Genomic DNA, 13,145 nt, shown 5'->3' with positions numbered 1-13,145 from the left:
ATGTTTGAACCGGGCCACCTGCATATCAACCGTATGCGCCTGCTGCCCAGCGATAGCGGGTTCAGCATCGACATTCACTACACCATCGCGGACCAGTGCCGTGCAGTCGAGTTCAGCGTCGATGGCACGATTAACGATGCCGAGGTGCACGAACACTTTTCGCTGCCACGCGATACGGCGTTCAACTTCGCCAGCAATATTGATCATATTCTGCGCCGCCACGGAGTGTTGACGCCGGAGTTCATGTCACTGAAAGCGCACCATGAATATGACGCCATGTTCGAAGATATCCGCGCGCGGCTGCATGCCTGGAACGGCGAGCCAATTGACCCCGGCCATCTGGGCTAGCACCGAGGCGACCGAAAAACAGGCACAAAAAAACCCCAGTTCTTGCGAACTGGGGCTTCTTGAATAATGGCGCAGCGGACGGGACTCGAACCCGCGACCCCCGGCGTGACAGGCCGGTATTCTAACCAACTGAACTACCGCTGCGCATCGTTCTTCCGAACGCCGTAAATCGCCTTGAAGTCGATCAACTTGTCCGTCGGAACTGGCGCGCATTCTATAGATTCCACCAACCGAGTCAAGCACTTGCAGACGATTTATTGAAAATTTCTTCAGTGTGCCCGTTCGGCACTCAGTTCATCTGCATTGCCGCCTTTTCCGCCCACGGGGTTGCCGGTCGCAACCACAGCCGACAGACCGCCGGAACCACCAGCAATGTCAGTACCGTGGACGCGAGCAGCCCCGAAATAATCGCCCAGGCCATCGGCGGCCAGAGTGTCGAACTGGAGAATGCCAACGGCAGCAGCCCGGCGATGGTGGTGGCGGTGGTCAGCAAAATCGGACGGGTTCGACGCATCACGGCATCCGACACCGACTGATCGATCGCCCTGCCCTGCGCCAGTCCCTGATCGACCACATCGATCAGCACAATCGCGTTGTTGACCACAATACCGACCAGGGCAATCACCCCAAGCAACGACTGGAAGCCAAACGGCACACCGGAGAACACCAGCCCCGGCAACACCCCGGCACTGGCCAACGGGACCGTGAGCAAAACAATGCCAAGACGTTTGAACGAATTGAACTGCAGCAACAGGAAGAACAACAGCAGCAGGATACCGATCGGTGCCGTGGTAAAGAGCGCACGGTTGGCGTCGCCAGACCCTTCGCTGTCACCGCCGATTTCCAGCCGGGTCCCTGCCGGCAGCACGGCATCCGCCAGCCGCGCCTGCAAGCCACCCAGCACCTGACTGAAACTGAAACCCTGCTCCAGCCCCGCAGTAACGGTCAGCACCCGCACGCCATCACGCTGCCGGATACTCGCCGGCTGCCAGGCCGGCACCACCCTCGCAACCGCGGTCAGCGGCACCGCCTGCCCTGCGGCATTGAAAACGTTCGCGGACAACAAACGTTGCAACGATTGCTGACTGCCCTCATGGGTGCGCAGCAGAATCGGGATCGGGTCCAGCTCCTGACGGTACTGTTCCACCGTCGTCCCCAGACTCTGGCGGAACAGCGCCTGGGCAACGTCCGCGCGGCTGAGACCAAAGCGCTGCGCCTGGGCATCATCCACCTCAATCTTGACCGTTGGTACGCCGAGGTCGATATCGTGACGCACGTCTACCGCGCCGGGAACCTGCTTGAGTACGGCAAACAGCTGCTCGGCGGCGGCAATGCGCTGACGATCATCGTGGTGATAGACCCGCAGCTCGACCGGCGCCTCGCGCGGCGGCCCCTGACCCAGAGTGGTAGCTACCACATCCAGCTCCGGCCACTGCGTAGACACGCGCTCACGCACCCAATGCTGCAGCGAGGGGGTATCTCCCAGCGCACTGGTGTTGACCACCAGCCGGGCACGGTTCGGCGCCTTCGGATAGCGGTTGAGGTTGTAATAGAAACTCGGGCCGGTAGCACCCACGAAGCGATGCACCGACAGTACGCCCGGCTGCGCCATCAATTCCCCTTCCAGCAGGGCTGCCACCTCGGTGGTATAGCGCTGATCCGTCCCCTCCGGCATGAACAGCTCGACCACCAGTTGCGGCCGGTCGGCATTGGGGAAGAATTGCAGCTTGACCAGCGGAGCCAGCGCCAGACTCAGTGCAACCACCCCGGCGCCCAGCAGCAGCATGCGCTTCGGCGCGCGCTCACTGAGCCGCGCCAGAGCTGACGAAAAGGCTTCCATCCGCGGGTTCATGCGCGTCGCAGCCGCCTTGAGAAAGTGCCCTGACAGCATCGGCGCGACACTGATCGCCAGCAGATAACTGACGATCAGCGTGAGCATGATCATGACCGGAATCCCGCGGGTAAAATCTGCCGTTCCGCCCTTCGACAGCAGCATCGGCGTAAAGGCTGCCAGCGTGGTGGCGGTAGACGCGCCCAGTGGACCGGCCAACTCGCGCACCGCACCAAAGGCCGCCTGCCAGCGGGCCTCGCCGGCATTCAGGCGATCCTGAATGTTCTCGACCATGACAATCGCATTGTCGATCAGGATACCCAGCGAGATGACCATCCCGATCACCGCGATCTGGTGCAGGATGCCGCCACCGAGGTCGTAGAGCCCAAGACTGATGAGCGCCACCAGCGGCAGCATGGCTGCCACCAGAATTCCCATCCGCCAGCCCATCCCCAGGAGCACCACAGCGACGATGATCAGCACACTGCTGAGCAGGTTCTGCTCCAGCCCCTCCAGCCGCTCCTTGACCTGATCGGGCTGAAAGAACATTTCGTCGACCTGCAGCGGCGCAAACTCCGGGCGCAAGGTATCCAGCCGCGCACGCAACTGCTCGCCAAAGCGGATAGCGTCGACCTGCCCCCGCTCCAGAATCAGCCCGACCAGAACGCTCTGATCACCATCAAACCAGGCCCGCTCGCCAATCGGCTCGACCGGACCACGCCAGATATCAGCGATGGCTGCGAGCGGCACGCTGCCGCCGTTCGGCAGCGGAATCTGGGTCGCCTTGAGTGCGTCCAGATCAACAAATTCACTGTTGGGCAGCACTCCGAGCCGCTGCGAACCCACCACAACAAAGCCGCCGGGAATAACCTGATTACGCTGCGCCAGCACGCTCGACAGCGCCTGCGGCGACAAACCGAGCCGGCGCAGCTCGGCATCGTGCAGCGCGATGGTGATCTGCTCCTCGGTATCGCCATACAGTTCAACCCGCGCCAGCCCCGGCAGATCCATCAATTGGCGCTTCAGGCGCTCGGCCTCATCACTCAGGCGCACCACCGATGCATCGCCACGCACTGCCAACACCACCGCAGGAATATCCAGCAGCCGGTCATCCAGCTCGATGCTGCGCACCCCGGCGGGAAACGACAGCTCCGCGCGCGTCATTGCCTGACGTACACGATCCCAGGCCGCATCGGTGTCGTAGATATTGTCATCCAGCATGACGGATACCAGCGCGACGCCGGTGCGAGCGGTAGCCTTGATGAAATCGACTTCCGATACCTGCGACAGCTCATCGGACAAGGGCTCCAGCACCAGACGCTCGACCGACTCGGCCACCGCGCCGGGGTAAATCACCGTGATCAAACCCGCCCGATACGGAAAGCTGGGGTCTTCCTGTCGCGCCATGGTCAGGTAGGACGCAACACCCAGCAGCGCCAGCATCACCACCACCATACCCAGCAGACGAGGACGCAACACGCGGCGCAGGTTCATGGCAGCAACTCCACGCTGTCGCCGTCAGCCAATCGGCTGAGGCCGGCGTAGACGACCTGATCACCGGCAGCCAATGCGCCCTCACCAATCAGCGCTCGCTCCCCCTCAAAGCCGGCAACCGCGATGCCAACCCGCTCTACCCGCTCCCCTGCCAGGCGAAACACCGACAGCCCCTCAGCCGAGCGCATCACCGCAGCCAGGGGAACGCTCAGGCCATCCTTGCGCACCGGATGCAGACCAACCTCCAGTGCCTCCCCGGCCATGACCTGCGCATCCAGGCTGACCACCAGCGGATACAGCACCGAGCCAATCGACGCACCGCGACCGATCTCTGCCAGCCTCCCCTCCAGCTGCACATCACGAAGCACCGACCACACCGGCACCACCTGACCGACCTCAAGCCCCTGCAGCAACTCTGCCGGCACCAGCACTTCTACCTCGGCACCGCCGCTCGCCGCCATCTGCAACACCGGCTGACCTGCGGCGACAAACTCGCCGGGCTCGACCAGCAAGTCTTCGATGGTGCCGTCGAAAGGCGCGCGCATACGGGTTTCACTGTTCAGCCGTTCACTCTGCTGCAAACTTGCCCGGGCGCTCCGAACACCGGCCTGCAGCGCCTCCAGCCGCGCCGCCTGCTGCTCCTGATCGGCCTTCGAAAGTGCGCCGCGCTGGAACAGCTGCTCGGTACGCTGCAGATCTCTGCGCGCCTGCGCTGCCTGCACCTGCAGCTCGGCCAGCCGCGCCCGGGCTGCATCACGCGCCGGCTCGAGCTGAGGGTTATACAACGTCGCCAGAACGTCGCCGGCGGCAACGGCCTGCCCAAGCTGCAACGGTCGGCTCGCCAGCGTGCCGCCAACCTGAAAGGTCAGACTGGCGCGCTGCCGGGCCCGGGCGCTGCCAGCGAAATGCAGCATCTCTGCCTGATCGGCTGCGGCGACCTCCGCGACCCTGACCGGCACGAGCTCCTGCGCAGCCACAACCGGTCCGTCCACACCCTCTGCGCGACAACCCGCCAGCGCCAGACTCGCTATCAACGCTGAAGACAGCGCCAAGAAATGACCACACCGCCCTTGCCAACCTGATGCACAGACCATCATCCTGCTCCCGGAAAGAAAACCTGATTAACACTCTGTCAGAGATTGACATATTGTCAACAAATGACAGACTGTTTTTTACTACCGCAATCGAGAGAGCCGATGAGCGCCAACGAACGCAGAGAACGGGAAAAGCAGGAACGCCGGGAAAGCATTCTCGACAGTGCCGAACAGTGCTTCTTCAGCAAGGGTTACGAACGCACCGCAATGGATGAGATCGCCCGCGGCGCGCAGCTCAGCCGCGCCCTCCTGTATGTCTATTTCAAGGACAAGGCGGCGATCATGCGAGGGCTTATGCTGCGCGCCGGACAGCAGTTGCTCACGCGCTTTCAGGCCGCACAGACAGCCGGCGGCAGCGGCCTGGAGCAGTTGCAGCGTATCGGCTGGAGTTATTACCAGTTCAGCGTTGAGGCGCCGGACTACTTCGACCTGCTGACCGATGCCAGCACCTTTTCTCATCTGGTCGACAGCGATGAGCAGCTGCAGGAGTTGGCCAGTTGCTACGACCAGTCGATGGCCTGCATGATCCAGTCACTCACCGATGGTGTCGCCGACGGCAGTCTGCACCCTGAGCGCGTGGCAGACCCCGTGTTGACGGCCTGCTACCTGCGTGGTGCGCTGCATGGCGTGATCCTGCAGACACGCCAGCCAGACCCCTGTGAGCAGCCACAAATGCCCGCCGAGCAGCTGATTGGCTACACCCTGCAGATGCTCAACCATTCCATGCGTGCCTGAACCCCGGGCTTGTTATCCGCAGTGGCTGCGCCCATGATGGGTCAGGTATTTATCCCAAGGAGAATCCCATGCCCTGGTATGGATGGCTTTTCATGGTGCTGGCGTTGGGCAGCATAATCGGCAGCCTGCTTTTGCTGCGCGACAACGCCGGCAGCAACCGTGTCAGCCCGGAGACACTGGCCAAGGTCAAGGCCCGCGAAGCGCAGCTCAAGGCTGAGGAAGCCGAGGAAGAAAAGCGCTGAACAACGCGGTAGACTATGCCGCTGATACGCCAGACTTCAACCAGGCGCCGCCGCGGCGCCGCATCTACACGACGCTGACAAACCATGGTCAATTCACTACAAGCTCAACTGCTCAAGGCCGGACTGGTCGACGAGAAGAAACTCAAGCAGGCGCAACGCGCCAAGAAGAAGGAAGCCAAGGCCCAGCCGGCTGGTGACGCTGGCCCCAGCGCTGCGCAAAAAGCCCGCGAACAAAAGGCCGAACGTGACCGCGAACTGAACCAGCAGCGCCAGGCCGAAGCCGCACGCAAGGCGGCCGAAGCCCAGGCCAAGCAGATGATCGAACAGAACGTGGTCGATCGCACCGGTGGCGAAACGCCCTATCAGTTCGTCAGCAAGAACAAGATCAAGAAGATCCACGTTACCGAGGACCAGTTCGGCCTGCTCAGCCGCGGTCGCCTGGGCATTACCCGGCTGTCAGGCGGCTTCGTGCTGATCCCCCTGGACATCGCCGAAAAAGTCCGCGAGCGCGCCCCCCACTGGCCTGTCCATGTTGCAGAAGTGAAGAAAGAAACGCCTGCAGAGGACGATCCGTACGCAGGATACGAAATCCCCGACGATCTGATGTGGTAAAGCAAATCGGCCGCCCAGGGGCGGCCGATTTGTTCAGGCGTCTACTTCCCCAGCCGGAGTCATCGGCTCGTTACCCGCCCCCTTCTCCTCACGATCGTGCTGTCGCTGACGCTCCTGATCGTAGTCGGCCTCGGAACAACTGGGCTTGTGCATAAAGGTCTTTGAAACGTCGATCAGCCCCACATGCTCAATGGTGCGGCGGCCAATCAGCACCGGATAGTTCATGTCACCCCGGTCACGCAGGGAAAACTGCTCCTCGTAAACCCGGTCGCCCATGCAGATCGACATCTTGACCACCGGCCGGCGATCAGACCCACCCGCACCGCGCACCAGAATGCGGCGAAACACCGGGCGCTCAAAGTGCATGGTGACCATCTCGTCGGTGTCTGCATCACGCACCGGCACATCGTAGCGGACCCATTCGTGGCCCATGTGCTCGAACTCCTCGATATTGACCGCATGCATCGACGAGGTCAGTGCGCCGGAATCCACCTTGATCTTGACCGCCGTGTATTCAGGCAGAATGAGGCCCTTCTCGATCCACCCGACGACTCTGGGTCCGAACCGAACCGGCTCATCCGCCGCCGACACACCCGTTCCGGCCATGGCACACCACAGACCAACCGATAACGCTGCCACTTTCACTACTGACCGCATGAGATACCCTTACCTTGGTTGACCACCAGCCTTGCAGCCGGCGAAACAGAGCGTGCGACACCGCGCACCTTATAAGCAAAGATCACAAAAACAGATAACCCCTTGCAAGCCCGGCTCGCTTGCAGTCAAATCGCCAGCACGGATGACGGGAAAATACCGCTCAGGTTTTGACGTATTCAACCGATAACCTTAAGGCCACTGCGAACAGGATTCGTTGCCGGCACCACAAAAAAATAATAGACACAAGCACAAGGCGTGCGGAGGTTTCATGAAGCTGTTGCGCAACATTCGAATCAGTCAGCGAGTTTGGCTGATCATGATTATTGCCCTGGCCAGCACCCTGATGACAGAAGGGCTTTCGCTGTCCAACCTGCATCGGGAAATCCGCGACGGCGAAATCGTCAAGGCAACCCATCTGGTCGAGGTTGCGCATGATCTCATGGCCTTCTATCACCAGAAAGAGCTCAACGGCGAACTGACCGGCGAGCAGGCCCGCAAGGAAGCCCTGAGTGCACTGGCTGCGCTGCGCTACGACGGGAACGAATATTACTGGGTAAATGACATGAACAACATCATGATCATGCACCCGCTTGCTCCCCAGACAGTCGGCACCGACCTCTCCACCATGCGCAACCAGGAAGGCGTCAATGTCATCGCCGAAATGGTACGCAAGGCACGCAGCGAAGGCACCGCAAGCTTCCAGTACTCCTGGCCCAAACCGGGCGAGGAGGAAGGTTCACAGAAGATCGCTGCATTCAAGCATTTCAAGCCCTGGGACTACATGGTGGGCACAGGCATCTATGTTGACGCCATGCAGGCCAAATTCCGCGACGCGCTGATCAATTCACTGGTTGTCAGCGTCCTGGTGATTCTGGTCATGTTCATGCTGCTGTTTGTCATCGGCCGGAGCATTTCCCAGCCGCTGGACAAGATCGTCAACGCCATGCGCGGCATTGCCAGTGGCGAGGCCGACCTGACCCGCCGCCTGGACGACGACGCCCGCGATGAACTGTCGCAGATCGCCAGTTACTTCAACCGCTTCAACCGCAACCTGGCCGACATCATTGGCCAACTGGGTGACAGCGCGCGTCAACTGATCAGCTCCAGCCAGCAGCTGGACCAGATCAGCAACAACAGCCTGCGCGACATGAGCCGCCAGTCAGAACGCATGGAGCTGATGGCCACCGCCATCAACGAAATCACCTACGGCGTTCAGGACGTAGCCCAAAACGCCAACGCCGCCGCCCAGGAGGTAGAAAACGCCAACCAGGGCGCAGCCAACGGCCGCCAGCAGGTCGAACAGACCATCCATGAGATTCGCTTGCTGTCCGACAGCGTCAATACCGCCGTCCAGCATATGGAAACCCTGTCCAGCGATGCCCATGAAATCACCTCGGTACTGGATGTGATCCGCAACATCGCCGAGCAGACCAACCTGCTGGCACTCAACGCAGCCATTGAGGCGGCACGCGCCGGCGAGATGGGTCGCGGCTTTGCCGTGGTGGCCGATGAAGTGCGCAATCTGGCCCAGCGCACCCAGCAGTCGACCGAAGAAATTCACAATATGATCAGCAAGCTGCAGACCAATACCCAGACGGTCGTCGGCGTGATCAATGAAAGCAGCCGCCACTCTCAGGCGAGCGTAGACCAGGTGAACGAAGCCGGCGCGGCACTCGAACAGATTGCCCAGTCGATGCAGCAACTGGTCGCACTCAACGCCTCGATTGCCAGCGCAACCACCCAGCAGTCAACCGTGGTCGAAGACGTCAATCGCAACGTCACCGAAGCGGCGGAACTGGCCCGCGAGACCACCGACGGCGCCCGCGAAACCGCGCAGGCCGGTCAACATCTCGCCAGCCTGGGCCGGCAGATCGATGAGCTGGTGCGCCGCTTCAGAATCTGATTGGACTGCTGCAGCGAAAAAGCCCAGCCCGGATTCCCGGGCTGGGCTTTTTTGTGATTCATCGAGTCAGCCCGTGGGAATGCGACAAGCGCGTATTCCAGGGCAGTTAACCGAATACTCGAATGATGAAGTGTGCACCGGGGTTCGTCCCGTTTACGCGGGCGAGTAGCGCAGGGTTGGCAGGAAACAGGACGGCAGCCTGTCTGAGGCTCGCAGAGCCGAGTTCTGCCGGCCCCTGCCAAGCGGAGCAACGCAGCGAACCCGCAGGGCCGCGTAGCCGGGTGCCCGGGGGGATCGCCAAGGGGGGCTGGGCAAGCAGCCCCCCTTGGCTCGCCGTGAAGGCGAAATGGGGACTCGGTGGCAGCACAATGCTGAACAAATCAAACATCTGCTTGCGCGCCGCCTACCCCCTCGCATATCGCATCAGGAAACAGCACGACAGTTTTTGCCCCTGGCATTCCGCCAATAACCACAAAAAAGCCCTGCCCGGTTTCCCGAGCAGGGCTTTTTTTCACCTCGATGCGTTACAGCACCATCACCGCAATCCAGCCGAAAATGATCAGCGGCAGGTTGTAGTGGATAAAGGTCGGCACCACGGTGTCCCAGATGTGGTTGTGCTGCCCATCCACGTTCAGACCCGCAGTCGGGCCGAGGGTCGAGTCAGACGCGGGGGAACCGGCATCACCCAGCGCCGCAGCAGTACCGACCAGAGCAACAATCGCCGCCGGGCTGAAGCCCAACTGCATTGCCAGCGGTACATAGATTGCCGCGATGATCGGAATGGTCGAGAACGACGAACCGATACCCATGGTAATCAGCAACCCGACCAGCAACATCAGCAGCGCCGCCAGCGCACGATTATCGCCAATCACTGCCGCAGAGCTGTCGACCAGTGTCCCGATGGCGCCGGTAGCCCGCATTACTTCGGCAAAGCCGGCGGCGGCAATCATGATAAAGCCGATCATGGCCATCATCTTCATGCCTTCGGTGAAGACACCGTCAGCCTCACGCCAGCGCACAACTCCCGACACCGAGAAAATCACGAAGCCGGCGAGCGCGCCCATGATCATCGAATCCAGCCACAGCTGAATGACAAAGGCTGCGACCACGGCGGCGAGCGCAACCAGCAGCGACATCGGGTTGTAACGGCTTTCCGTACGCTCTACCTCGCTGATCCGCTGTTCATCGTAGGCACGCGGCTTGCGATAACTGATAAAGACCGCCACCAGCAGACCGAACAACATGCCCAGCGCCGGCAGTGCCATGGCATGCATGACATTGACACCGTCCACCACAACGCCGCTTTCGGCAACATTGGCCAGCAGAATGTCATTGAGGAAAATGCCGCCAAAACCGACCGGCAGGAACATGTAGGGGGTAATCAAGCCAAAGGTCAGCGCACAGGCTACCGCGCGACGATCCAGCTGCAAGCGCGCCATCACGAACAGCAACGGCGGCACCAGCAACGGGATAAAGGCAATGTGGATAGGCAGGATATTCTGTGACGATATTGCCACCCCCAACAGCACCAGCAACAGCATCAGCTTGAGTACCGTGCCGCTGCCCTCTCGGCGGCTGTCTACCAGTCGCAGCCCCTTATCGGCCAGCGCGTGCGCCAGGCCCGACTTGGCGATTGCCACGGCAAAGGCACCCAGCAAGGCATAACTCAGAGCAATATTTGCGCCCTTGCCCAGTCCTGATTGGAAGGTGCTCAGCGTCGTTTCCAGACCAAGCCCACCCAGCAGGCCACCGGTCAAGGCGCCGAAGATCAGCGCGACTACCACGTGCACCCGGCACAGGCTCAGTATCAGCATCACGGCAACAGCCGCTACCACTGCGTTCATTGCACACTCCCCATGTTTTTTCTGCCGCCCTTTACGGCCACCACATACCGACGCCAGAAGGCAGGCGCCCCAAAGGTCGCGTACTCTGCCCCACTGCCCCGACGCTGTCAAAAAGCACTGACCAAAGGCGGCCCGGCAGTCATATCGGGTACAGTAACCCTCCAACTTTGTAATAGAGGCCCGCCATGCATCACATCGTCATTGTCGCCGGCAGCAGCCGGGTTGATAGCCAAACCGCCAAAGTCGCCGGATTCATTGGCAACCGCCTGATTCGAGCGCACGATCTGGAAGCAGACGCGGTATCCATCATTGATCTGGGTCGCTCCCCTCTCCCGCTATGGCCGGCGGACGAAAGTGGCCCCTGGGAAGAATACGAGGCTCGCCTCAGTCGGGCAGACGCCGTCATCATCCTCGCCCCGGAGTGGCATGGCATGGCGTGCCCGGCGATCAAGAACTTCTTCCTTTATGCAAGCAAGGCGCAATTGGCGCACAAGCCGGCCATGCTAGGCGGCATTTCTGCCGGGGTTGGCGGCGCCTTTCCGATCAGCGAATTGCGCGCCTCCAGTTACAAGAATTGCCGCCTTTGCTACATCCCCGAGCATCTCATCGTGCGCGATGTTAACCACGTCATGAACGGCGAAGAACCCGAATCCGCAGCCGATGAGCGCCTGCGTCAGCGGCTGGATTACAACCTCGATGTGCTGCTGCATTACACCCGGGCCCTGGCCGGCATTCGTCCACTGATTGACATGAGCAACCCCGCTTTTGCCAACGGCATGTCCTGATCAGGGCTCGCATTAGACTAAAGTACAGGTCGCCAGCCTGGCGGCCTGCAGGGCCTGACACAGAGCCGCCGCTGCCACTTCATCAGGTCAATTTCAAGACACCCGCATGACAGTTCGACGATGGTCGTAAGGTCAAGCGTGCGGTCGCATGCTTTATTTCCCTCGGCGTAACCCATGCCACACTTCACATCAGGAGAATAACAATGAAGCATGTGACTCCCCTTGCGCTTGCCGTTACCGCGGCGATCGCCTGCAGCAGTGCCCAGGCTGCGGGATTCGCAGACGATGCCACCGCGTCACTGCAACTGCGCAACTTCTATTTCAATCGCGATTTCAGAGATCCCGGCGCACAGTCCAAGGCGGAGGAATGGGCCCAGGGCTTCATCTTCAAGGCAGAATCCGGCTATACGCCGGGCCCGCTGGGCCTGGGTGTCGACGTCTACGCAGGCCTTGGCATCAAGCTCGATTCCGATGATGAGCGTGCCGGTTCCGGACTGCTGGCCAATGCCTATGGTGACGAAGGCGCAGACAGCTACAGCGAGGCGACGGCCGCAATCAAGGCCCGCCTGTCCAACTCGGTACTCAAGGTTGGCGGCCTGATGCCAAAACTGCCGATTGCCAGTTCGGGTGACTCGCGTCTGCTGCCCCAGAGCTTCAGTGGCGCCAGCCTGGCCATCAACGAAATCGAGAATCTCGATATCCAGGCCGGCCAGTTGCGCGAGGTGAACTACCGCAACAGCAGCAACCGGGAGGACATCCGCTCCACCGTTGGCGGCGCATCCGATCGCTTCAACTACCTTGGCGGCAGCTACGCCTTCAACAGCAAGAACACCACCATTGGCCTCTGGCGCGCGGAGCTTCAGGACGTCTACAACCAGAATCTGGTCAATCTGATTCACACCCAGCCAGTGGGAGACTGGAAGCTCGGCGTCAATCTGGCCTGGTTCGACAGCGGCGATGATGGTAATCAGCCGCTCAAGATCGATCATCAACTGACTTCGCTGACACTGTCCGCGGCAACCGGCCCCCACACCTTCCGCGTTGGCTATCAGGACAGCGACGGCGATACCGCCTTCCCGTATCTGGCGGAAACCGATCCGTACATCGTCAACTATGTGCAGATTCTCGACTTCGCCCGGGCCGACGAACAGTCCTGGCAAGCGCGCTACGATCTCAACTTTGCCGCGCTCGGCATCCCCGGCCTGAACGCCTTTGCCCGTTATGTTACCGGCGACAACTTCGACGTTGGTGGCACCGAGGGTAAGGAATGGGAGCGCGATATCGATGTCAGTTACACCGTTCAGAGCGGCACGTTCAAAAACCTCGCGCTGCGCTGGCGTAATGCGATGGTCCGCTCCGACGCCACCCGGGATATCGACGAGAACCGCCTGATTCTGAGCTACAGCATTGCCCTGAAGTAATCCTGCTCCATCCAGCCCCCCCCACACGATTGCCTGGAATTTAGCCGCTGCGCCACCCCCGATTGGTCGCAGCGGTTTTTTTTGTTCCTCGCGCATCCAGGGCGTTAACGCAGGGACGTGACGCGAGTGCAGTTAATCGGGAGCCTTAGCATTCGCTCGTATTCACCCGTAAGCAACGG

The 13,145-nt window shown here is 60.9% G+C and carries 11 protein-coding genes and 1 tRNA gene; 7 read left to right on the top strand and 5 right to left on the bottom strand.

What is annotated here, in order from left to right:
- Positions 1 to 348, top strand: a complete 348-nt coding sequence (locus O5O48_RS12960) for a DUF5064 family protein (protein WP_228246809.1) — start codon at positions 1 to 3, stop codon at positions 346 to 348.
- 67 nt (positions 349 to 415) lie between these two features.
- Here O5O48_RS12960 and O5O48_RS12955 read toward each other — a convergent pair.
- The 3 genes from O5O48_RS12955 to O5O48_RS12945 all read right to left on the bottom strand — a co-directional run bounded on the left by O5O48_RS12955 (position 416) and on the right by O5O48_RS12945 (position 4,725).
- Positions 416 to 492: transfer RNA gene (locus O5O48_RS12955), tRNA-Asp, on the bottom strand.
- A 145-nt stretch (positions 493 to 637) separates the two neighbouring features.
- A complete protein-coding gene (locus tag O5O48_RS12950) occupies positions 638 to 3,673 on the bottom strand; it encodes an efflux RND transporter permease subunit (protein WP_269687232.1) in 3,036 nt (1,011 codons plus the stop codon).
- A complete protein-coding gene (locus O5O48_RS12945) occupies positions 3,670 to 4,725 on the bottom strand; it encodes an efflux RND transporter periplasmic adaptor subunit (protein WP_269687231.1) in 1,056 nt (351 codons plus the stop codon). The genes O5O48_RS12950 and O5O48_RS12945 overlap by 4 nt, the downstream gene beginning before the upstream one ends.
- A 144-nt stretch (positions 4,726 to 4,869) precedes the next feature.
- Here O5O48_RS12945 and O5O48_RS12940 point away from each other — a divergent pair, with 144 nt between their 5' ends.
- The 3 genes from O5O48_RS12940 (at position 4,870) to O5O48_RS12930 (ending at position 6,356) form a co-directional block, all read left to right on the top strand.
- Positions 4,870 to 5,502: a TetR/AcrR family transcriptional regulator gene (locus O5O48_RS12940; protein ID WP_233049798.1), complete on the top strand. Its 633-nt coding sequence runs from the start codon at positions 4,870 to 4,872 to the stop codon at positions 5,500 to 5,502.
- A 68-nt stretch (positions 5,503 to 5,570) separates the two neighbouring features.
- Positions 5,571 to 5,744 (top strand): DUF2897 family protein, encoded by a 174-nt coding sequence (locus O5O48_RS12935; protein ID WP_088274029.1) that lies wholly within the window; start codon positions 5,571 to 5,573, stop codon positions 5,742 to 5,744.
- Positions 5,745 to 5,828: 84 nt separating this feature from the next.
- Positions 5,829 to 6,356, top strand: a complete 528-nt coding sequence (locus O5O48_RS12930) for a DUF2058 domain-containing protein (protein ID WP_228246924.1) — start codon at positions 5,829 to 5,831, stop codon at positions 6,354 to 6,356.
- Positions 6,357 to 6,389: 33 nt separating this feature from the next.
- Here the strand turns inward: O5O48_RS12930 and rloA3 are convergent, their stop codons facing one another.
- On the bottom strand, positions 6,390 to 7,013 hold the full coding sequence (gene rloA3, locus O5O48_RS12925) for a retropepsin-like aspartic peptidase RloA3 (RefSeq protein ID WP_172409638.1): 624 nt from the start codon (positions 7,011 to 7,013) through the stop codon (positions 6,390 to 6,392).
- A gap of 268 nt (positions 7,014 to 7,281) precedes the next feature.
- Between rloA3 and O5O48_RS12920 the strand changes: the two genes are divergently transcribed.
- Entirely contained in the window at positions 7,282 to 8,916 is a 1,635-nt protein-coding gene (locus tag O5O48_RS12920; RefSeq protein WP_088274026.1) for a methyl-accepting chemotaxis protein, read from the top strand.
- A 524-nt stretch (positions 8,917 to 9,440) separates the two neighbouring features.
- Here O5O48_RS12920 and O5O48_RS12915 read toward each other — a convergent pair.
- Positions 9,441 to 10,760 (bottom strand): Na+/H+ antiporter family protein, encoded by a 1,320-nt coding sequence (locus O5O48_RS12915; protein ID WP_228246923.1) that lies wholly within the window; start codon positions 10,758 to 10,760, stop codon positions 9,441 to 9,443.
- A gap of 185 nt (positions 10,761 to 10,945) precedes the next feature.
- Here O5O48_RS12915 and O5O48_RS12910 point away from each other — a divergent pair, with 185 nt between their 5' ends.
- Both O5O48_RS12910 and O5O48_RS12905 read left to right on the top strand, forming a co-directional pair.
- Entirely contained in the window at positions 10,946 to 11,545 is a 600-nt protein-coding gene (locus O5O48_RS12910; RefSeq protein WP_269687230.1) for an NADPH-dependent FMN reductase, read from the top strand.
- A 203-nt stretch (positions 11,546 to 11,748) separates the two neighbouring features.
- The gene (locus O5O48_RS12905; protein ID WP_233049801.1) at positions 11,749 to 12,966 is read left to right on the top strand and encodes an OprD family porin; all 1,218 of its coding nucleotides are present in this window, start codon (positions 11,749 to 11,751) and stop codon (positions 12,964 to 12,966) included.
- The last annotated feature ends 179 nt before the right edge of the window (positions 12,967 to 13,145 follow it).

It is taken from the genome of Halopseudomonas sp. MFKK-1, assembly GCF_027474385.1.
GTDB lineage: Bacteria > Pseudomonadota > Gammaproteobacteria > Pseudomonadales > Pseudomonadaceae > Halopseudomonas > Halopseudomonas aestusnigri.
Note: the sequence above shows the minus strand (reverse complement) of the source record. Positions and strands in the feature narration are given on the sequence as shown.

Coding starts and splice junctions, on each gene's coding strand:
- O5O48_RS12960 (WP_228246809.1), top strand. CDS start 1: ATGTTTGAACCGGGCCACCTGCATATCAACCGTATGCGCCTGCTGCCC.
- O5O48_RS12950 (WP_269687232.1), bottom strand. CDS start 3,673: ATGAACCTGCGCCGCGTGTTGCGTCCTCGTCTGCTGGGTATGGTGGTG.
- O5O48_RS12940 (WP_233049798.1), top strand. CDS start 4,870: ATGAGCGCCAACGAACGCAGAGAACGGGAAAAGCAGGAACGCCGGGAA.
- O5O48_RS12935 (WP_088274029.1), top strand. CDS start 5,571: ATGCCCTGGTATGGATGGCTTTTCATGGTGCTGGCGTTGGGCAGCATA.
- O5O48_RS12930 (WP_228246924.1), top strand. CDS start 5,829: ATGGTCAATTCACTACAAGCTCAACTGCTCAAGGCCGGACTGGTCGAC.
- rloA3 (WP_172409638.1), bottom strand. CDS start 7,013: ATGCGGTCAGTAGTGAAAGTGGCAGCGTTATCGGTTGGTCTGTGGTGT.
- O5O48_RS12920 (WP_088274026.1), top strand. CDS start 7,282: ATGAAGCTGTTGCGCAACATTCGAATCAGTCAGCGAGTTTGGCTGATC.
- O5O48_RS12915 (WP_228246923.1), bottom strand. CDS start 10,760: ATGAACGCAGTGGTAGCGGCTGTTGCCGTGATGCTGATACTGAGCCTG.
- O5O48_RS12910 (WP_269687230.1), top strand. CDS start 10,946: ATGCATCACATCGTCATTGTCGCCGGCAGCAGCCGGGTTGATAGCCAA.
- O5O48_RS12905 (WP_233049801.1), top strand. CDS start 11,749: ATGAAGCATGTGACTCCCCTTGCGCTTGCCGTTACCGCGGCGATCGCC.